Source organism: Brevibacillus jepli (genome assembly GCF_047229145.1).
GTDB lineage: Bacteria > Bacillota > Bacilli > Brevibacillales > Brevibacillaceae > Brevibacillus.
Genome location: NZ_JBFEFW010000007.1, coordinates 90,298 through 110,192 on the forward strand (window position 1 = coordinate 90,298; position 19,895 = coordinate 110,192).

The 19,895-nt window shown below is 49.6% G+C and carries 17 protein-coding genes; 4 read left to right on the plus strand and 13 right to left on the minus strand.

Annotated features, from left to right (window positions below):
• Positions 1 to 26: 26 nt before the first annotated feature.
• Positions 27 to 833 (plus strand): DUF2785 domain-containing protein, encoded by an 807-nt coding sequence (locus AB1L17_RS09710; RefSeq protein WP_412844659.1) that lies wholly within the window; start codon positions 27 to 29, stop codon positions 831 to 833.
• 70 nt (positions 834 to 903) lie between these two features.
• Positions 904 to 1,227, plus strand: coding sequence for a DUF3892 domain-containing protein (locus AB1L17_RS09715; RefSeq protein ID WP_412844658.1), 324 nt, complete (start codon positions 904 to 906; stop codon positions 1,225 to 1,227).
• 98 nt (positions 1,228 to 1,325) lie between these two features.
• Here the strand turns inward: AB1L17_RS09715 and AB1L17_RS09720 are convergent, their stop codons facing one another.
• Together AB1L17_RS09720 and AB1L17_RS09725 are read right to left on the minus strand one after the other, a co-directional pair.
• Positions 1,326 to 1,829 carry a DUF4188 domain-containing protein gene (locus AB1L17_RS09720; RefSeq protein ID WP_412844657.1) on the minus strand — a complete coding sequence of 168 codons (504 nt, stop codon included), beginning with the start codon at positions 1,827 to 1,829 and terminating at the stop codon, positions 1,326 to 1,328.
• A 9-nt stretch (positions 1,830 to 1,838) separates the two neighbouring features.
• Entirely contained in the window at positions 1,839 to 2,471 is a 633-nt protein-coding gene (locus AB1L17_RS09725; protein ID WP_412844656.1) for a TetR/AcrR family transcriptional regulator, read from the minus strand.
• Between the two features lie 183 nt (positions 2,472 to 2,654).
• On the opposite strand from AB1L17_RS09725, the gene AB1L17_RS09730 reads away from it, so the two are divergent.
• The gene (locus AB1L17_RS09730; protein ID WP_412844655.1) at positions 2,655 to 3,626 is read left to right on the plus strand and encodes an NAD(P)-dependent alcohol dehydrogenase; all 972 of its coding nucleotides are present in this window, start codon (positions 2,655 to 2,657) and stop codon (positions 3,624 to 3,626) included.
• Positions 3,627 to 3,703: 77 nt separating this feature from the next.
• Here the strand turns inward: AB1L17_RS09730 and AB1L17_RS09735 are convergent, their stop codons facing one another.
• Together AB1L17_RS09735 and AB1L17_RS09740 are read right to left on the minus strand one after the other, a co-directional pair.
• Positions 3,704 to 4,981: an erythromycin esterase family protein gene (locus AB1L17_RS09735; protein ID WP_412844654.1), complete on the minus strand. Its 1,278-nt coding sequence runs from the start codon at positions 4,979 to 4,981 to the stop codon at positions 3,704 to 3,706.
• 154 nt (positions 4,982 to 5,135) lie between these two features.
• Positions 5,136 to 5,882: an IclR family transcriptional regulator gene (locus AB1L17_RS09740; protein WP_412844653.1), complete on the minus strand. Its 747-nt coding sequence runs from the start codon at positions 5,880 to 5,882 to the stop codon at positions 5,136 to 5,138.
• A gap of 200 nt (positions 5,883 to 6,082) precedes the next feature.
• Here AB1L17_RS09740 and AB1L17_RS09745 point away from each other — a divergent pair, with 200 nt between their 5' ends.
• A complete protein-coding gene (locus tag AB1L17_RS09745; protein WP_412844652.1) occupies positions 6,083 to 6,832 on the plus strand; it encodes a YheC/YheD family protein in 750 nt (249 codons plus the stop codon).
• A 44-nt stretch (positions 6,833 to 6,876) separates the two neighbouring features.
• On the opposite strand, the gene AB1L17_RS09750 is transcribed toward AB1L17_RS09745, so the two are convergent.
• The 9 genes from AB1L17_RS09750 to AB1L17_RS09790 form a co-directional block, all read right to left on the minus strand.
• The gene (locus AB1L17_RS09750) at positions 6,877 to 7,701 is read right to left on the minus strand and encodes an aldo/keto reductase (protein ID WP_412844651.1); all 825 of its coding nucleotides are present in this window, start codon (positions 7,699 to 7,701) and stop codon (positions 6,877 to 6,879) included.
• A 96-nt stretch (positions 7,702 to 7,797) separates the two neighbouring features.
• Complete coding sequence (locus tag AB1L17_RS09755; RefSeq protein WP_412844650.1) at positions 7,798 to 9,417, minus strand: hypothetical protein; 1,620 nt, start codon at positions 9,415 to 9,417, stop codon at positions 7,798 to 7,800.
• Positions 9,418 to 9,453: 36 nt separating this feature from the next.
• Positions 9,454 to 11,553 carry a phage tail protein gene (locus AB1L17_RS09760; protein ID WP_412844747.1) on the minus strand — a complete coding sequence of 700 codons (2,100 nt, stop codon included), beginning with the start codon at positions 11,551 to 11,553 and terminating at the stop codon, positions 9,454 to 9,456.
• A 33-nt stretch (positions 11,554 to 11,586) separates the two neighbouring features.
• The gene (locus AB1L17_RS09765; protein ID WP_412844649.1) at positions 11,587 to 13,830 is read right to left on the minus strand and encodes a putative baseplate assembly protein; all 2,244 of its coding nucleotides are present in this window, start codon (positions 13,828 to 13,830) and stop codon (positions 11,587 to 11,589) included.
• A 46-nt stretch (positions 13,831 to 13,876) separates the two neighbouring features.
• The gene (locus AB1L17_RS09770; protein WP_412844648.1) at positions 13,877 to 16,915 is read right to left on the minus strand and encodes a putative baseplate assembly protein; all 3,039 of its coding nucleotides are present in this window, start codon (positions 16,913 to 16,915) and stop codon (positions 13,877 to 13,879) included.
• Between the two features lie 37 nt (positions 16,916 to 16,952).
• Positions 16,953 to 17,354 (minus strand): gp25 family contractile injection system sheath assembly initiator, encoded by a 402-nt coding sequence (locus tag AB1L17_RS09775; protein ID WP_412844647.1) that lies wholly within the window; start codon positions 17,352 to 17,354, stop codon positions 16,953 to 16,955.
• Positions 17,355 to 17,370: 16 nt separating this feature from the next.
• Complete coding sequence (locus AB1L17_RS09780; protein ID WP_412844646.1) at positions 17,371 to 18,096, minus strand: phage baseplate assembly protein V; 726 nt, start codon at positions 18,094 to 18,096, stop codon at positions 17,371 to 17,373.
• Complete coding sequence (locus tag AB1L17_RS09785; RefSeq protein ID WP_412844645.1) at positions 18,093 to 19,208, minus strand: phage late control D family protein; 1,116 nt, start codon at positions 19,206 to 19,208, stop codon at positions 18,093 to 18,095. Before AB1L17_RS09785 ends, AB1L17_RS09780 begins: the two co-directional genes overlap by 4 nt.
• A 7-nt stretch (positions 19,209 to 19,215) precedes the next feature.
• Complete coding sequence (locus AB1L17_RS09790; protein ID WP_412844644.1) at positions 19,216 to 19,851, minus strand: CIS tube protein; 636 nt, start codon at positions 19,849 to 19,851, stop codon at positions 19,216 to 19,218.
• Between the last annotated feature and the right edge of the window lie 44 nt (positions 19,852 to 19,895).

The following is a 19,895-nucleotide window of genomic DNA, read 5'->3' on the forward strand; positions in this document are numbered from 1 at the left end:
ATTAGGGAAATAAAGGAGCTGAGAAGATGTCATTAAAAGATACCCTGCTCGCTATCCAGGCTAATAGCTTTTTGGCACCAACAAATGCTTTTGACGTGGCGCTTGAAATGGTTGCACACATCGGTTCGCCCGATCCAGAGCTGCGTGATGAGCTGATTTATTCTACGTTCTCTCATTGGATCGAGGAAGGTGTGCTTTCCCCTGAACAGCTGCAAGAGCTGCTCGCGATTGCACTAGATGACCAGCATTTGTTTTATCGCATAGGTGAAAATGGAACAGACTCCGTGTTTACCCGTTCTTTTTCCGTGCTACTGCTGCCTCTTATCCTGATCCTGCATCGGAACCACCCATTTCTCGCCAAAGAAGCGATTCAATACGTAAAAGACAAACTGTTCACGTACATACGACAAGAAGCAGACTTGCGCGGCTATGTAGAAGAAAAAGGCTGGGCCCATGCTACCGCTCATGCCGCAGACGCACTTGATGACCTGGCCCAATGCCGTGAACTGGATAAGACGGACTTGAAGCAAATTCTCGGAGTCATCCGCGAGACAATTGCCGGGGCCAAATCGGTTTACGCTTACGAAGAAGATGAGCGCTTGGTGACCGCCGTCCTTTCGGTATGGAATCGAGATGAGCTATCCTTGGATGAAATCGATGCGTGGGTTCGGAGTTTTCTTAATCGCCAGGATAATAGCCATGCAATCGAAGCATATACGGGGCGAATCAATGTAAAAAACTTTTTGCGTAGCCTGTACTATCGCGTCCACGACCAGGAAAAGTATAAGCGGATCGCAGCGACCTTACTTCCGCTGAGTGCGCAGCGAGCATAGTTCCCAAATACAAAACGAATGCATGTTCTCCCCTTTTTTAGACACCCTACTTATAGAGGAGGGATCATGTATGGATCAACGAAGCTTTGAACAAATTTATGAACAATATAAAAATGCCGGTGAACAACAGGCGATACAGGCAAATGAGACGAACCCTCAGCTGACGAATTCGGGGAAAGAGCAAATTGTGGCTGTCAGAAAAAACGACGATGGGGACTTGATCGCTTTTAAAACAGACGCAGGTCGAGAGCTCGACTATATCACCGCGCTCAACGATGCAAAAGCCGGTAAACTGGCCCATGTCGACGTTTTTCACAAGTATGGCAGAGACATCCTGCGAAGTGAACCAGACGGGATTAAGGAAAACAATTTGGATCGTTTGCCTGACTTTTGAGAGTGAAAAAGGTCGCCTGGTAGTAGCTGGGCGACCTTTTTATGGAGCTTTTGGGCGTCAATCGAATGAAGTCCTGGAGAAGGCTCATTGTCACCCTCTCATTGTGTAGGTGTAGGAACGGCTGGTTCATTGTCTCCGCCCAATCGTCGTCGCGCTGTCTCCCGCTTTCCTACTGCCGGTAGATGCTCTCCCGCCTTGGCCAATCCCCAGACAGGCATATTTCCGTAAAGGCATTCGTATTTTCCCGCTTCTACCAGATACGTCTCGTGAAAAATCCCGACGGTTCCATCCGTCCCTACCGCCTGATTGAACTTCCTCCACGCGCTTAGATGATTGTGACTTTTTCTCGCGTAATTTTCCAGATGCTCATAGGATCGCCAGTACTGAATTTGTGTGACTTCACGCAGGTTGAAATGCGAAGTGTGACCCAATAGTCCGAGCTCAGGATGTTCATACAATTCCCGCATCATGCCACCCATGGCGTTTGCTACTGGCATCCATTTGTGCACTGCAAGGAGACGATTGATTCGCATCCCGATGATGAACACGACGAAAGGTCCTTCGATTTGTGCTGTAAAACGCCCCGGAATTACTTTTGCCATCTGACTCCCCTACCTTATCAAGGATTTGAGATGCAGCTCATAACAAACCATAAAATCAGACACATGAAACAAATGTGCGGTCAGGTACGCTCCGTAAAACATGGAGAACAGCAAAATAACGGCTTCCTCTTCCGACAGGTGAAGCGCAAGCTGACCGTCTTCAGCAGCTTCTTGTACGCACTTTTGGAAAATTTGATGAAGATCTGTGGCTTTAATGGCTTCTCGCTCCTTATGCTCAAAGAAGCGTAAAAACAGTTCGGCATCAGATAAAAGCGGGATACATGGGTGCATTTTTTGCTCCGCCAAAAAACTGACAAGGCTCAGCATAATCCCTGGATGCTTCTCGCCATCTTGCGTGACCTTGGCAAAAATATGACGAACCGCTTCCCATCCTCTCTTGCCAGTAGTCTCCAGCTCAACGAAGCACTCTGCCTGCCATATGCTCATGTAATAAATCAAGAGCTCTTCCTTTTGCGGGAAAAATTTAAAAAAAGTGACCTTCGACACCTCTGCACGCTCGCAAATGTCTTCTACCAGAACATTTCGGAAGCTGCCGTTTCCAATCAGCTCTAAGGCTGCGTCCAGAAGGGCAAATTTGGTTTTGGCTTTCTTTTTCTCACGTAACGTTATTGATGCTGTCATCTTGTACTCCTTTTCCATATTTCTCCTTAGATTGATAATAGTATATAAATTAACTTAAGTAAAGTTTTTTATTCAAGTAAACAAAACAATTGCTTCCTCCATCCGGAAGGTGCGCTGTATCATGAAACCAACAGAACAGTGAATAAAATGGAAAAATAGCGAAGGATGAGTGGAGGGGAAAGGATGAAAGCGATCGTATATGAGCGGTACGGGCCGCCAAATGTACTACAGCTTCAGGATGTCGCGAAGCCGGTACCGAAGGACAACGAGATATTGATTAAGGTCTATGCTGCAACCGCGTCTGCAGGGGATTGGCGCTTACGCAAGGCAGATCCTTTCCTAGGGCGGCTATTCAACGGTTTGTGGAGACCGAGGCGAATCAAAATTCTCGGATTTGAATTGGCAGGCGTAGTCGAATCAACGGGAAGCGGCGTTACTCAATTTAAGCCGGGAGATACTGTTTATGCCGCCTGTGGAATCGGATTCGGTGCGTATGCTGAATACAAATGCTTACCTGAGAACGGCAGCGTCGCGCTGAAGCCGACGAACATGACGTTCGAGGAGGCGGCTGCGGTTCCGGTCGGCGCCTATACTGCCTTGCAGTTTCTCCGAAAGGGCAATATCCAACCGGGCAGGCGCGTTCTCGTCTATGGCGCCTCCGGCAGCGTCGGGACGTATGCGGTACAGCTCGCCAAGCATTTCGGCGCGGAAGTAACTGGAGTGTGCAGCACAACGAATGTGGAGTTGGTAAGATCGCTAGGCGCTGACCGAGTCATTGATTATACAAAAGAGAACTTCGTGGATGACGGCGTGGCCTACGATATCATTTTCGATACGGTCGGAAAGAGTCCGTTCAAGGATTGCATCCAGCATCTAACGCCGAACGGTTTTTACCTGCGAGCGGTCCATTTTAGTCCTCTGCCGGTCCTCCGGGGGTTATGGATCAACTTGACGAGCGGTAAGAAGGTGATCGGCGGAGCAGCGAAGGAAAACGCGGAGGACTTGCTGTATCTTAAGGAACTGATTGAGGCCGGCAAGCTGCGTTCGATCATTGACCGCATATATCCACTAGAGCAAGCGGCGGAGGCCCACCGCTATGTGGAGCAGGGCCACAAGAAAGGCAACGTGGTGTTAACCGTCCGACAAAGATCGTAGAAATCACCGCATAACAAAAAAACCGGATACATCAGTACCCGGTTCTTTCTGCTGGATCGGCCACGCTGGGGATTCTTTTAATCCGTAATCATGACCGAAGGAGTAGCGGTCCTAACGAAAATGAGCGCATCAAAAGCTTTTGCTGGAATCATCTGCAGCGTATACATCTTCTCCATTTTTCCATACAAGCCGCTGAAAGCGTCACCGATTGCGCTGATGGGCTGGGCTCTATTCAAGTAAGCCGTGAAATTTACATCCTGCCTTGTCTTTGAAAAGTCCAGGAATCCATCCTTCATGTTTGTCTGCGCAAACAAAACAGCTAGCCGATCGCTCCCACTATTTTTTACCGTAAACTCTTTTCGCTCATTCGTCATGGCGTCCTTCGCAAGGAAGGTGCTCTCGTAGAATTCACTTCCGATGGCGTAATATTGATCCCCTAAGGTTTTTGCAAGATGTGCACCCATGCAGGTTGTCATTCCCATGGAGGTAGAGGTTTTTTCAATGTGTCCATTATGTCCTGTTATGAACATGTTTTCGCGGCCGTAATATTTCTTTTCAAAGGATAAGATCCACATCACTTTTTCGGCCATATAGCGATCACGGGTATTGCTATAGTTCGCGTTTGTTCCGCGTAGTGTAGCGTTTTGTTTGATCGCCTCCGCAAAAGCTAGAGCCAACTCATATTCTTTCTCAGAGCTTTTTGCGAGATAAACGGATTTGTTTGCTTTCATCCGTTCCATCAAGTCTTTCATATGGGCGAGCCCCTCCTGTACGAGGGCCTGTTTTTGATCGTACACCGTTTTATCATTCAGATTCACAAGTTCACTTGCATACTTGGAGGCAAGTGCCGGATCAACCTTTTTTAAGTAGGAGAATAACCCGTTTTTGTTATAGTCGTAGCGTTGCATGTCAAAGCCATAAAAATGAATTTTGTCTTTTGCAGCCTGCTTCTCATTATAGGAGCGCATCCAAGAGAGAAGCTCAGCCATTTCTTGCGTATTGTAAATCGCAAATCCGATTGCTTTTGCCGCATCTTGTGCTGTTCCGCTGCCTCCTAAAATATATTCATTGACCTTTTGTCCTCCGCCGAAATCGCCTTCTATGGCAAAAACGCGATATCCTTGCTTTTCCACCAGATGTTTAAAAATGTCCAACCTTAGCGTAGTAAATTGTTTGTTACCATGCGTGGCTTCACCAAATCCGATGATGGTTTTTGCAGGAAGCTCCATATTTGAAACAGGAACTATGTTAGCATTCAATGACTGTTGCAGCGTGCTGGTTGATTTAGAATCGAAGCCCGTCAATACACTCATCATGATGAACACGCTAATGGCGATTAGAATAATTTTTTTCATACCGTTCTCTCTTTCTTGTGCTTTTGTGGTTTATCTTCCCATTTATGATAGTATACTCCTTCCCCATGTCGTTTACCTGCATTGAATTTAATGATTCGATTCAAAAAAACAAAGCCAGTCAAACACTTTGCTTGTGTTTTGACTGGCTACCTTGTTATTTCATCATTTTTCCCATCCGATATGCTGCCTCCATGATGTACGGAGCATATTGGCTCATTTTCTCAGGAGTCAAGCGGTTGGATGGGCCCGACGCGGCAATGGACGCGACCAATTGTCCGTTGCGGTTGAATATCGGGACGGCTACGGCTGCTGTACCCAGCTCCCGCTCCTCCACACTGGTCGCGAAGCCTTGCTTCCTGATTTGATCCAGTTGCTCGATAAAAGACTCCTTGCTCACATAGTCAGGCCAATTCGGATCGCTGATGACCTCCTGCAAAATGTAAGGCTCTGCGTATGCAACAAGCACCTTGCTGGAAGCACCTACCGCAAGTGGCATTCTCGCCCCGATTGGTGCCACCCTGCGAATCGGTTGCTTGCTTTGAACAGCTTGTACGCGTATCCGCTCATTACCATCCCGCACGTACAGACTGATCGTTTCCTCCACCAAATCCCGCAAGCGCTCCATCTCCGGCAACAGCAGTGTAGCTGGATCGTCGTTTTGCGATAAGTTGGCGGACAACTCCCACACCCGAAACCCGAGTCGATACTTCTCTGTCTGAACATCTCGAATGAGAAAGCCCTTGTTCTCCAATGTTGCCAGCAAACGATGCACGGTACTCTTATGCAGGGAAAGTCGACTCGATATCTCACTCAGACCTAGATCCGTAGCCTCCGTAAAACAGAGCAGGATATCCAAAGCCCGGTCGACCGCCCGAACGTTTGCTTTTTGTTCTTCTTCCATATACGTTTGACACCTGCTTCCTACATAGTTCCGATCGTTTCGTCTGATGAAACGAATATGCTACTTTTCAGTATACGAAAAAATAAAACATAGTAAAGAGCGAATCCATGAGGACATTCCCACAAGCGCTGAAACAACATAGGACATACACTGACAGCAGAATCGAATCGTTTCATATCTCGATTGGGGGAATGACCTCATTGGGCAAAAAAAGTGAGACAAAACTGACAAAGTATAGCGTGCTGCGGGCAAGCCCTTCGCTTGTTTCCGCATTACCCAAGACACGTCGGTTTTCCAAACAGTCTCTGTATGCTTTTCTTGATCAATACAAAAAGGTGATTGCCAAACCAGCATCGGGAAGTGGTGGGGCTGGAGTCATATTAGTCACTCGACAAACCAAGGGCAGATATCGCGTTCAACGGGGACCCACACGCCGCACAGTGCGTGGCAAGCAGGAAACGTATCAGTATCTTCGCAAAAAAATGACAACCCCGTATCTGATCCAGCGTTGTATACCGTTAGCCCGCGCCAATGGTTCTTTGTTCGATGTTAGAGTGATGGCACAAAGACGACCAGGCTCTCCCTGGACCGTCACAGGTATCCTCGCAAAAGTAGCTGGCAAAGGCTACATCATCACCAATATCAAAAGAAGCAAAGGGAAGGTACTACCAATCCGTACCGCTATTCAACGCGCGACGATCCGCGGTGCTTCCGACTCTACTATTATTGCCCGCTTGCGAAGAATCGCCATACTCGCTGCGAATCGTCTGGCCCGCTATTATACGCACCAGCAGGTCTTCGGGTTTGATATGGGCATTGATTCAAACGGTCGGGTGTGGATTATCGAAGCCAATCTGCGTCCTGACATTACACTGTTTCTCAAGCTTGCCGACAAATCGATGTACAGCAAAATAAAAGCCTATCAAAGGCACGTACGCAAAAAAGGGTAGCCGATCTCTGTCACGGCTTCCCTTTTTGCTGTATGGTTATTCGTTTAGAAATTGAAATTGTCTGGATCTGGCCCAAATCGCTTGTTCTCATTCAACGCATTTAGTCTTTCTACATCCTCTGCACTGAGTGAGAAGTTAAAAACATCTGCATTTTGGCGAATGCGCTCTGGCGTAATCGATTTCGGAATCGAGACTACCTGGTTTTCCAAATCCCAGCGGATCACAATTTGTGCGGGAGACTTGCCATATTTTTGTCCCAATTCAACCAGTAGAGGATGGTCGAGGTTTCCTTGCATCAGCGGGCTCCATGCCTCCAGTTGAATATGGTGCTCTTTGCAATACGCATGCAATTCTTTTTGGGTCAGCAATGGATGATACTCGACTTGGTTAACAACCGGGACAATCTCGCTATGTTGGCGCAAATCATCGAGGTGGTGACTGTGAAAATTACTGACTCCAATCGCTCGTACATAGCCATCTCGGTACAGCTTCTCCAAGGCTCTCCACGTATCTACATACTTGCCTTGTACCGGCCAGTGAATCAAATACAAATCCAGCGTGTCGATGCCTAATTTTTTCATGCTTTCATCAAAAGCCTTCAGCGTTGACTCGTAGCCTTGATCCGAATTCCATACCTTGGTCGTGATGAACAATTGATCGCGATCAATCCCGGCTTGACGGATTCCTTCGCCTACACCAGCTTCGTTGCCGTAGATAGCTGCTGTGTCAATACTGCGATAGCCTGCCTCAATCGCGGAACGGACGGCCAACGTTTCGTTTCCGTCTTTTGCCTTCCAGACACCCAGACCCAGCCAGGGCATCTTCACCCCGTTGTTCAAAACGGAATGATCTGAAATATGTGTTGCCATTGGATCTCCTCCCGTCTTACGCTGTTATGTACTTACTATATGAAAGTTTAGCATAAATCCAAATGGTAGCAAACCTTGCGACTCGTGCGAATATGATTACGCATCGTCCTCTGTCCCAGCTGCCAATGGCTTGATCGCCCACCATCTGATCCGCGCCCGATCCACTTCCACGGGCCCCTTGACCTGGACACCAATCCGAAAGGTGCCTTTCTGTGGATAGACAATCACCCCGATGGCAAAATGAGCGGCATCTGTCGTATACTCCGAATCGTCAAATACACCTGTTTGCCCATACATCACCTGCTCGTTTTGGGAGAGCAGCTCATCGATCACATCTGTATGGAAATCCTCGATTCCTGCACTTACATACACGTTTCCTTTTCCCAAGGAGTGCTTCAGCTCCTCCGAAAAATAACGATTGTCGCCCTTGACGCCAAACGGCCAATTGGACGAGTAAGGCTCAATCGGTATTTCCACCACACCAGTGGCTACTTGCTCATTTGCTTTTCCTGAGCGAGGCAGTTCAAGCTCAAACTGATACACAGATGCCAAATCATCGTAGCTCACATCAAACCGCGGCTTATCCCCTGCCGCTATTTCTTTTACGCGCGTGGTCACGCGAAAGGAATCCGCAGGAGCCCCCTGCTCAGCCTGCTTCCCCACCTGTGCACGCAACGCAAGCTTTTTCAAAAGCGCTGGGGTATACACATACTCACCAAACGGAACAGGAACAACCTTCTCGATCACATAGGTCGCATTCATTTGCAGCAGGCATACTTTTGCCAAATACAGAAAGGGCTGTTCGTTGGCATGTGTTACCTGATCCAGCTTGCGATTGTAGTAATCCGACACAAGCCTCTCTACCAGATCGTCTGTCGTGATTTCGATTTTTCCTACTGAGACGAGCTCGGTATACACCAAACGATCGCCAAGTTGTACTTCAGCCTTGCCGCCCACCACAGACAGCTCTACTGATCCGCGATCCCTGCCAGCCTTGATCGGAATAGAGATGACGTAATCCGTTTCTTTCGAGTCAACAGGCTCCAAAAAGGAGACCTGGCCTTCACTTCTTTCCAAGACAGTCAGTCCTGGTGCATCCAGCTTGTATTGGAAATGCACGCGCGAGGTTTGAACGGTCTTCTCGATGTGCAGCTGTAGTGAAAATACTTCACCTGGGCTGACGTAACGTGGGGTAGCCTGCCATATCCGCACCTGTGGATCTGCGTACAGCAGCACTCTCTGCTCCACCAATTGCACTCCTTCGATGGAAGCAGGATGTGGAGCCTCCTCTCTGATAAAAAGCCGATATCCTTCAGCGACCCGGTTGTATTCAGCCATTTCCTGCTCGACGGATTCGGAAACAGAGAAGACCTGCTCCTTGCCTTTTTCATCATAAGCCAAGCAGACGTACACGTTTTTCGCGTAATCGTTGTTGCTAAAGCCTTCCATCATGGACAGCTTCAGCTTCACCGGCTCAGGAAGCACGATTTCCCTCCCGAGATAATCGAGAGCGACCCCAGCCTCGACCGAGATCTGCTTTTCGTCCACAGCGACAACCTGTAGCCCGCAGACGACTCCACCTCCGTGAAGCAACCGATTGATGAGTCGACGCTTGTCATTGAAATAACGCTGTTCTGATTCGAAATCTCTGACGGTCAACAGCTTCCCTTTGAAATACACATTTCGCTCATGGGGAAAATAGCGCAGATTCTTCATCCCAAACACCTCACTTTGCATAAAATCTTGGCGTGCCTACTCCAGCTCAGAATCCAGGCCGATCCTCGTGTCATAGTCGATTCGTCTACTGCGATCCCTGCCGCTCAGCACTGTGTTGTATGGCATGGATAAATTTTGATCGAGTGTAAGGAAGGATGGCTCAGTCAAGTAAGAATTAATGCCCACGTAGCTATGGATATCGGCGTAGATGCCTGGCCGCAGAACGATGAGCTTCGCCTCTGTAAAAGCAGGCTTTTGATCCTCCAAAATCTTTTGCAGAACCGATTGCTCCTGCTCTGTTCTCGCGCATTCCTGCGAGACGATCAGGCAAAATTGGTACGGATGATCCATATACAGCGAAGAGATCAGCTCGTGCAGCTCCGGGATCGCTTTCATGTCCCTGATCTGAAAATATTCAACGATCATTGGACGCTCCCCGGTGTACAGCTCCACCATCTTTTCCAAGCCAGCCCGAGTGCCTCGTTCTGCGTACAGCACGGGCGCGCGACGAATCAGCTCTCGGCGCTGTGCCTCTGTCCAATGATCTTCTTTTCCCGCCCCTAACCAGGAAGCCAGCCAGGGAACAAACTCGCCAGGCGTCGTATCTGGATCGAATAAACGAGAGATGGTATCAATCTGTTCCTCCAGCTCCAAGTAAAACGTCCCGAAGAGTGAGAGGAAGCGCTCCAAAAAATCAGCACTCGCAGGTTCACTTTGATAAACAGCCGGAAGATAACGCAAAAACGTATCGCGTGGGGAGTAAATCCGCATTTGCTTGAGCAACGGGGAATGACGATCAGTACAGAGCCATTCGATTTTGAGCCATAAATAGCGTCCTTTCGTAGAAAGAAACAGCGCATCAGTGGCATTGATTATCGGCTCCGACCAGAGATTGGCCGTTCCCTGCAGCTTCGTTTGCCAGTCTACATCGGGCGCCAACAAAAAATCATCCAGATTACGTACGGCTCCATTGATCACATGTTCTTTTCGGTCGGAAGAAAACGTCGAGACGAGTAATTGTGTTTCTTCCGGCATGTCTGCATCCATCGTGTATTTGTGCCAAACCGTTTCATACTCCGTACTGTCCAATGCGCGAGAGAAGTACAAGCCCATCGGTATTCCGGTCGTATCCAGGCTGGACGTGCGCGAAACGAGCTTCAGCATGGTCAGGACATTTTTGGGGGCGTCCCAAACATACAGCCGTTGCTGGCTGTCAAAAACGAGCTTGTCTGCTCTCCCTCGATAGCTGGTCAATGGCGCAAGCGCTTCTCCTGTCGGTTGAAAACGCAAAATGAATCGGGTATTGTCATGAGCCGAATTGATGGAACGACTATCCCCCACGTACAGAATGGGACCTGGACCAACTGCAAATCCAGCAGGCTTGGCTCCTTCCGGTATCGCCAGGGTGCACATACGGGAGTCTTCCGCTGTAAACTGAAACACCTGATTCGACTGCAACATAAATAAATAGGTACTGCCTGCGTCGGCGACTGACAAGCGAAACAGCCTTCTTCGCCTGATCTCACGCAGTCTGGTTGTCTCTGATACTTTCAAGTCTGCATGCACGTATGTAGACTCTACTTTCCCTGCCCGGTTCAACCGAAGAATGACGATTTGGGTTCCCTCCGCTATTTCCTCCTGCAAGCTATCTCGCCCATCGACCACTGGTGTCGCAATATAAAGATGCCCTTCTTCATCCAGCCCTGCATCCAATGGATACAGCCGCTGCTCTCCCCCATCTTCCCAGCTCCACACACACTGGCCGTTGGCTATGGAATAGGCACCGACTTTTCGCTTCGCTTCGGGGTTGATGATGTATAGGTACTCTTCGTTAGCAACGAGAACCGACTCTTTTGAAAACAACCCGTGTCCAGCGCGAAATACGGTCTCCTTGAAGTTGTTCCCATCATCGTATTTCGTGATATGCCCGCCATCATCCAGCCAAAGCAGCGACCCCACGCGTGCAACGGCAAAATCCAAGAGTCGCGAATGATGCGTCGTCCCAGCCTGATTCACATGATCGATCACATATTCGGGCGTCTTTTTCAGCGTGATCCCCTCATGGGCGACCTGAAGGTTATACCAGGCCCCTCGCTGCCAATCGGTCGGATTGTTCAGGGAAAAGAACCGATTCATAGCATCCACTCCCACTCCTCCCTTCGCTCCGGTCTACCTTTCTCTATCCATAACAAGCTCCAGCACATGCTCTCCTGAGTACACCAACGCATGAGGCGGAATTTGAATATCTCCCCCTTCATCCCTGATGATGCCCGTGCCCTCCGCTGCAATCCACAAATCCGTCACATACAGCACACCCTCGATCTGATTCAACACCTCGTAGAGATCACTTTTATAAACAGGGCGTCCGAACTCCCATCCTTTGCCCTGATGAGTCGAAGGATTGTGTACATCCAGCGGTGTCAAATACTGCTTCAGTGCCTGTAGCACGATCTGCTTTTTGTCTGCGAACGCGGGGTCCACGACAATTGTGGCGAATACAGTCACTTTGATATAGGCTGGTGCAACTACATGGACTTCTGTCGTCAGCAGCCTTCGTTGTTCCAATTGGTGGCGAACGGTCCGCAGGAAGCCTTCACTTGGCAGTGGTGTCGGCTGATCGCTGAACGGGACGATGACGACAGTCATTTGAGCTGCAGCATTTTGCTCCGAAGCTCCCAGCTCCCCTACTCTATACAGTGGGATTGCCTTGGCGCGGGCCACACGCAATCCGGGTACCGCAAGCGCGATGGCCTCATAATCTTCAGCTGTAACGGCCCGCTGCGGTTTTTTCCATTCCATTCTCATCCTGCGTTTGGCTTGATCGATCGTTTCGCGATCACTTCCCCCGCTGGCCGGACGGGGATTGGTCACTTCCACAGCGGTTCGCTGTCGATTACGTGGTAGGAAGCGGGTAATTTGATCTCCTTGTACATTTCCCTTCGCACCTTCGCCTGACTGGCAGGAAATAATCCGAATGCCTGCCATGCCTTCCACCCTTTCAGGAATGGCTCCGTGCTCATTGTTGCCAAACACCACTTCAGACCCGTCCGAATCAACCAGCATAAAATGGCGATCCTGTGGACCCGATCGGTCAAAATCAGTGACCAGCGTCCAGTCCTCCCAAAATGGAAACGGACTGTCCTCGACCTGACGAGCCACCTGAATAACCAACGATTCAGGCAAGATCGACTGAGTATTCAGGCGAAATACTTGATTCGGCAAACCGTTGCTCTCCCCAACTAACCGTTGCCCTGCCCAGTCACTTTGATAGGCGATGACCCGAATATTTCTACTGCCCACAGGCATTTCGCTCCCAAAGCGAATGGTTGTCGTTCCATGACCTGGATCACGAAAAACGCGATACGAAAAAACACCCGTATCAGCTTGGTCTGGCTCATCCTCATCCCATCCACTGTACCAGCCACGCCCCTCCTTCCATTGAACCTCTACTGTACCGTCTAACGGCAACGAGCTTGTGAGGACGAGCGACTGCTCCGCTTGACCCGTACCATCAAACTCCCACACTTCACTGAAGGTCTCTTTTTGGACGACGCTCACGGTGTTCAGCTCGATTTTTTCCATGCGAGGAGCCAATTCGAATCGACCTGCACGCATTGTCACACAGAGCCAAAACCTCGGCTGATCATTGGCCGGGTAAAGCATGAGCGGCTTCATTTCCCCTTCCAGCTCTATCAGCACTCGTCCCGAAAAGGAGAAATTCATCGTTTCATCCGAGACTCGGGATATCGGGCTCCATCCCATTTGTTGGGTACGATCGTTCTGTCCGTAATACTCCCAAACCAGACTTGCAGATGGTACGAAAAAAGAAGTAGGCGTTAGTGGAACGATGGGAACTGGGTAGTCCTCAAACAATCGCAAACCGATGGAGACTGCCTTCCCTACTGGCAGCGGCTGATCAAAGCCCAGGTAGATCCGGTTGCCTGTCTTCGGTTCCTGCCCAAACGCATAGTAGGAAACACCGTTATGCGCATTGGATGAACTCACATCCGTCGTTTGGCTCTCTGTATGAACCAGAACACGGTCCAGGCTGGCCGGTACCAGAACAAGCGAATGTTCCGTCTCGAAAGGAAGATTCCCCGCGAACAATCTCGTCTTCTCCGGAAGAATCGCTTCTTCTGACACGCCAAAAAACGTCACATCAGTCGTCGCACATTTCTGGTTCTCTGGGCGTACACCCATCAGCTGCAAAAATTTCCGCTCGTTCTTTTCCGTTATCCTGTTGAGATAGTATTGCTGCATTTCCATCAACCAAGCGAACATCTCCAATAGCGTAATGCCTGGATCGTGATGTCGGTGATCGCCCCACTCTGGTTGCAGCTTGGTGATACCGTTTTTCGCTTGTTCTACGATCTCTTCAAAGTAGCGATCATCCAGATTCTTGGATGGAAGCATAGCGCACACTTCCTTTTTCAATGTTAGTGAGGGACAATAGCTCCATTCAGTGAACGCGTACGCTTATACGATGCGCACCTTCTGTGACGATGCCGTGTATGATTGTTTCGAATTCAGAAGCCAGAACTTCCCTCTTCTGCCCATTCTCCGTCCGAAATACAGCAAGCGTCAGGTGATCCACAAAGCGAACTCCCTTTACAGATTTCAACAAGGCGAAAAGGAGCGAGGGGTGCACACGCTGACCGATTTCCCAGCCTCCACCATGCAAATTTCCCGAGATCGGGTCGAGGAATCGCGCGAGTTTGTCCAAGGTCGCAAGCTCAACCTCCACGATCTCTTCCAAAGACCCCACTACCAGCTCTGCGGTCACAGCTATCTCCAAATAGACAGGCTCCACGACATGTATTCGCTCGAGGGATGCGACTGTCGCGGCTGCATGGGTAAGCAAGTAGTTCGTAACTGAACGCCTAAGCTCCAAAAAGTGCGTACCGAAGCTTCCTGCTGCGGGTAGTACGATCACGGTGACATGCCCTGCTTCTCTTTGCAGGAGGCTGTTCCGATTCGGAAGACACTTCACCTTGGCAATCCCCGGATGCGCTTCACGGACCAGCCATTCGAAATCTTCCTCCGTCACTGCCCGGGAGCGATGCTTGATCGTTTGTGGGCCACGCTGCAAAGCCTCCGCCAGAGACTCCCTGTCACTTCCCCCGATCGCTGCCACCGGGTTGCTGACTGCTTGGACGAAAGGAATGGATTGTTCCAGCCGATTCAACTTCCCTGCTGGCAAATTCCCTGCTTTTCCTCCTCCAACCTTATACGTAACTCTCACGGAACCGAGCCCGGTTTGCGGCAGCTCTCTACCATGTCGCCCATCACCAAACAAGATTTTTCCCGTAGCGCTCTCCAGACAGTAATGGCGATCATCCGGGCCAGAATCGTGCAAATGCCCAACACGCTTCCACAGCACCCAGCATTTGTGTTCATTTCCGTCAGAATCATAGACGATGTCGACCCGATTTTCTGGATTTGACAGCCAGCTCTTCCGTTCACTCGACAAAAAGAAGCCTGTCTCATCTACCCATACCTCTTCCCAAATGACTGGATGACGAATGAGTCTGTACTCGGCTTGTGGGCCCTCGGAGATCCGATCCGCCATTTCATTACGGATGGTCTCCTGTTGAACTGCACGTACCGTATTCGGAGAAAAGCCGTTTAGCACAGGATACAGAGCATCTGTAGCCCGTCCCCCCAGACGATTGTCGACGTTCACTGCGCGAATCCAATATCGCTCGCGATTAAACATGTTGCTTTTTTCCATATCAAAAGGACCAGCAAAACGGACTGTCCCACTTTCCGTATAACCAGCGGTCTGATCAATCGTTTGTAGCTTAGCCCAGCTTATCGTCCCAATGCCTCCGCGCACGTATTCCCATTGCACAACGGGAGCGGACGCTTGACTGGCTTCCATCGGCAGAAAAGAAAAGTAGAAGGAGAGCGGTCCTTGTAATGGCGGCTGTTCAAAGCCGAAGTAAACAGCCGGATGCTGGCATTCGGTCTGCAAAAACGGTTGGAAGCTAGCCTGATTGCCCGTGATGATAGGCTGCTGCCAGTCCAAGTCGTTATGTGTTAGACTCGCTTCCGGTTCATGCATCGGCTCTCGGTACGAGTAGCTGAGTCGAATGTCTTCCAGCCACGGGGCCATGTATACAGGGTTCGGGCCATATAAGCCTTCCACCTGGAGGATTCTCACACGAATCCAATATCCCGGCTGTGATTGGACCGTTGTTGGTTGCAAATCATCTGGACAAGTAAATACGACGACTACCTCCTCCGAATCGGAACCAGCAAAAAGCTTCTCTCGTTCCTCTCCCGACAGGAGAACCATCCATCCACTGCCATTCCAGTATTCCCATACCACCTTGCTGACGGTTACCGGTGTCGTCGCAGGTGGGTCAAAGGCAGACTCCTTCATGATCCATTTCCATTTCGGTTCCGGCTCCACCTGATGGGTAGCTGCATAAGGCACAATCTTCTTTCGAAATCGTAGCTCAACCGTACTTCCAGGCTTCGTCAGTGCCTCCTCACAGGACAAAAAAAACATGCCGTATGGCGCAAGCTGCTCGCCAAACGCAAGGTAGCCACTTCCAGAGACCTGCACATCATTGGAGAATAGCATGTCAGGTGTAAGTCCGGCGGGATCAGCTGAAGGCAAATAATCCGTCTTCACCTGAATTCGGGTCAGGGAAAGGTTCCCGCCTTTATCCATCCATTCATGGATCATGCCTGGCTTCACTCGGCAGCGGAGCCAACGATTTTCTATACCTTGCACCTCGCTATGCTCCCATTTTTTCAGCTGCTTTTTTTCCAAGCGCAGCCGATTTTGATCTGCCTCGATGTTGTCGAACATCATCCATTCTTCCGCTGACCAGTACGCCCACTCGACCAGCTCCGGATTCGCCAGCTTCTCTGTCAAGAGCGATTCCAGGTAGCGCTCCTGATCTGAAACCATCGTGAGCTGAACCGATGCTCTATCTCCCAGGCAAAACAAGTCTTTGTGCCCCAAATACCAGCAATGCTCCTGGTGATTTGGCAAAGCCTCGCAGTCTAGGAGAGGGAGCGGTGCATTTCCACCAAGCCAGCTCGTCACATCTGTCAAAAAGTCTCGACTTCCATTGGAAAACAACAGGTCTGTCGGAAGGGAGGGGGTAGCCAAGATAGGCTGATCTGTTTCGAAAACAACTTCATGGCCTTCGTCAGACTGTCCCGAAACTTTTGTGCCTGCCGGAATCCACACAGGCTTTGGCACGCCCGTACTCAGCTCGAATGTCAAAAAGGTTTCTGCCGGCCTCGCCTGGGCCATTCCGACACCCAGCATATTGAGAAAAGCAATAAAATTACGATGAGGCACCTGATTCAAACGTTCGCGATTATTCATCAGCATGTCCGCAAAAAGAAGAAATAAAGCCGTTCCCGGATCAGGATCGTCAGGAGTGAATCTCCACTCAGGAGTATAGAACGGCACCATTTCACGCAATTTTCGGATCACTGCCTGCTTGTCCCGCGGATCGACCAAAGGCTGTTTCACACAACCCACCTCCTTCCTTTTTCATGTAACACCTGCGCTATCCACCTGAACCGAGGCGTTGGACAGGATACAACAGTTGATAGCCTTTATTGGTCGCTCGTACCGTATAGCTGATCGTCACATTGACCATTTCTGAATGAGCCTTGTCTATCTTAGCTTCCACCTGTACATCTCGCACACGCGGTTCCCAGATCATGATGGCTTCAGCGATGTCCGACTGGAGCAGTGCCAGACTCGTTCCGTCCGTGCCGTCAAACATGAACCCCTGCAATCCACTTCCGAATTGCGGTCGCATCACACGCTCACCCTTTGCCGTGGAGAGGATGATCCGAATCCCTTCTGCGATGTCCTCCTCGTAGTCGGACAAGCGAATACGCCCTGTTGCTTTATCCACCTGAATAGGGAACTTCCATCCTTTTTCACCGAATGGCTGCTGCATGGAATCCCCCCATGAATTAATTCATCTTGATCACCGAACCGTTGATTCCCACCATTCCGTCAGACTTGATATTCAAGGACGCTCCTGCTTTAATCGTCATGGCTCCCTGCGCCTCCAGATTCAGCTGGGTGGACTTGATCGTAATCGATGTGTCTGACTGAATGGTTACTTGCCCTTTGGCATTCAACGTGATCGTACTTGATCCGCTCTTCACCGTAACCTCGTTGGCACTGCCGCCTTTGATGGAGATTTGGTGGTTTCCGCTGCTCTCCTTGAGTACGATGCTCTCATCCTTATCTGACAGCTCCACCTGCTGTCCTTTTTTCGTGGCAATCGTGATCTTCCCGTCATTCGGATCATCGCCAAAAATGACTTCGTGGCCTGCCCTCGTCCTGATTTTTCGAATGTTGTTTTTTTCTGCCATTTCCGGGCCTTTGTTTTCCTGATTCCAGAGCATCCCGATTACAAATGGCTCGCGTACATCCCCCCAGTGAAAAGCGACCAGCACCTCGTCGCCTACCTCTGGAATAAACAGACTTCCGCGATCCTTGCCTGCAAAAAGCGTGGCAATTCGCACCCAATCCGTTTCCCGCTCGTTGTCAACCAAAGGCAGCTTCAGCTTCACTCGCGAGAGCTTTTCCGGGTCTTCATTGTTCGTCACAATGCCGACGATTACGCCATGGATTTTCGCCCGTTCTTCTTCGGTAATTTCATCCTGGTAGAACCAATGATCAAAGCTCATATCGTATTTCCCTTCACATGAAACGTCGTGACGTAGCCGGCTGCTACATCGATAGTGTGTGTGACCGATGTGATGTAATAAGGCTGACTCAGCTTTTTCCCCATACCCTCCAGCGCGATATACCGACCTGCACGAATTTCTGGCAGACCGATGGCCTCGCAGCTGCCGTCAAGCAGGTTCATGGCGAGTTGATTCAGGCGGGCCTTGGCAACCGCTTTTATCTCCTCTGGTGAGTCCAGCTTTTTCGTGGACTCGTATTTATCAAAGTAATCTCCGATGGCACGCAGCAGATCAGCACTCGTCTTCGAATTGGACCCGAGCTTTCCGATATCTGAACTCGTTGCTTTGGCTTCCTGGAGCACCGTCTTCTTTTCATTATCTAGCCAGCGCACGGTATAAGAGGAAGCTTGGGAAGCAATGTTGACATCGACCGAAAAGCTGCGCAAGGAAACTCCCCAGATCAAGGTGAGGACTGGCGCCATGTTGCTAAGCGGCTTACGGAAATACAAGTTCTTCCCGACAATAAAAAAATCGTAATTGCAAATTTTAGCGAGGCGATTTAAAAACTGAAAGTCAGTCTCGGACACGGTTTTTGTAATCGTCTCGATCGTTTGAACTGTGTCGTCCACATGCGTCGACAATCCGTATTTTTGTCCCAGCTCTTTCACGACATCACTGTATTTCTTTTTATTCCACGAGGTAGACTTGTTATCGACCATGAGCAGAAACGATTTGTCCATCCCTTTTACCGTGATGGTAGCTGTCTCCTCGCATGCAAACGTAACGGCCGTAATATGTCCGTAGAAGAGACTGGACAGCTCCGTTCCATACCCCATCTGGATTTCAATTTCGTTGCCTGGAACCAAATAATCATCCACCCAACGAAACTCCCATTTTGCCGTGTCAAAAGCGTTTGTAACCGAAAACGAAAACGTATCCGCTTTTCCCTCCAGACTGGAGTTGATCGTTAGTTTGGTAATAGCGACACCTGCCTGGCTGATCAGCTTTTTCCCTCCAACGAGTATTTCCAATGCTGGTGAATGAAAGTTGTTATACTTTTGGCGTAGCTCTTCAAAGGAATGACGGTCTGTCGTCAATTTCAATTCGCTCATTCCTGTATCACCTCAAAAAAGGAACAGTCAAGGTGGAAGACGGCTTCAATAGTCTGGGATTGTCGATCCGATTGGCATTCGCAATGTTTCGCCACTTTGCAGCATCTCTGTACAAACGATAAGCCATCAGATACAGCTGATCCCCTTGATTGACCGTTTGTTGCATGAGCTTTTCTGCTGCACCAGTGATATTGTCCATGGACTTTTTCACGCTCGTGCCTTTAAATGTGACGCTTAGCGTGGCGCGTACCGGTGTACCTTGGTCAAGAAACATCGTAAACCGCTGCGAAACCTTGTCGATCACGCCTGTAAATTGAAAGCTATCCCAAACGAATTTGCAGATCGGAGGCGTACTGATCTTCTTTTCTACAGCCATGAGACCTAGCACCTGATTGGTGAAACGACGCACATCTACTCCGGCTTCGTATGTATCAAAAAACAAATCAACCGACAATGTCTCAATATCGCCGCTCGTGAACATCCCGACTGGTACCGATTGACCCAAAATTTTTTGCCATGAGTAGTTATTGGCAGCATCCACCTTGTATTCCGAAGGGTTAAAGAGAACAGAGATACTCTCCTTGAAATCTCCTTGCCCGCTGCGATCCACTAAAATTTTTGCTTTTTTCTCCTGACCCATCATTGGTTTCTGCCTCTCTTTTGCGATGAAATGGCCGGTCTACGTTG